1 protein-coding gene is annotated in these 1139 nt (G+C 63.3%); it reads right to left on the bottom strand.

All coding sequences use genetic code 11. The features are described from left to right. Entirely contained in the window at positions 1 to 1092 is a 1092-nt protein-coding gene (locus tag AC5P1B_RS35655) for an IS630 family transposase (protein WP_493892190.1), read from the bottom strand. Positions 1093 to 1139: the final 47 nt, after the last annotated feature.

The raw sequence follows: 1139 nt of genomic DNA, 5'->3' as shown, positions 1-1139 counted from the left end.
CTAGTCTTCTGAGTCAGGAATTCTGTTCAGATATGAAGCGAGGCGTTCGAGGATTTCGTCGGCGGTCTTGGTCCAGACGTAGGGCTTCGGGTCGGTGTTCCAGGCCGTGATCCAGTTGCGGATGTCCTTCTCCAGGGCCTGGACAGACCTGTGGACGCCTCGCCGTATCTGCTTGTTGGTGAGTTCGGCGAACCATCGCTCGACGAGGTTCAGCCAGGACGAGCCGGTCGGTGTGAAGTGCAGATGGAAGCGGGGATGAGCCAGCAGCCACTTCTTGATGGCGGGGGTCTTGTGGGTGGCGTAGTTGTCGCAGATCAGGTGGACGTCCAGGCCGGCGGGTACTTCCTTGTCGAGCTTGATCAGGAACTTCTTGAACTCCTCGGCGCGGTGTCGACGGTGCAGCGAGCCGATCACCTTGCCGGTGGCGACCTCCAGTGCGGCGAACAGCGTTGTGGTGCCGGCGCGGACGTAGTCGTGCGTGGTTCGCTGCGGAACTCCGGGCATCATCGGCAGCACGGGCTGGGACCTGTCCAGCGCCTGGATCTGCGACTTCTCATCCACGCACAACACCAACGCCCGCTCGGGCGGGTCCAGATACAACCCAACGACGTCGTGGACCTTGTCGACGAAGTACGGATCCGTCGACAGCTTGAAGGTCTCCGACCGGTGCGGCTGCAGGCCGAACGCCCGCCAGATCCGTGACACCGATGACTGCGACAGGCCCATCTCCTTCGCCATCGACCGAGTCGACCAGTGTGTTGCGTTCTTAGGTGTGGACTCCAACGTTTTGGTGACCACCGCGGCGACCTGCTCGTCCGTCACCGTCCTGGGCCCGCCCGGACGCGGCATGTCGCCCAGACCGGCAATCCGGTACTGCACGAACCGGGACCGCCAACGACCCACTGCATGAGGTGTGGAACCGAGCCGGACCGCCACATCCTTGTTCGAGGCACCCTCGGCGCAAGCCAGGATGATCCGGCACCGCAAGGCCCACGCCTGCGGCGTGGAACGACGCCGCACCCACCCCTCCAGCGCAGCCCGTTCCTCATCCGACAGTCTCAACTCGGCCTTCGGCCGCCCCGTCCGTGCCATGAGACTAGCCTATACATCTGAACAGAGTTCCTGACTCAGAAGACTAG

The organism is Streptomyces sp. A01 (genome assembly GCF_059026195.1).
This window is presented reverse-complemented; position numbering and strand designations above follow the sequence as displayed.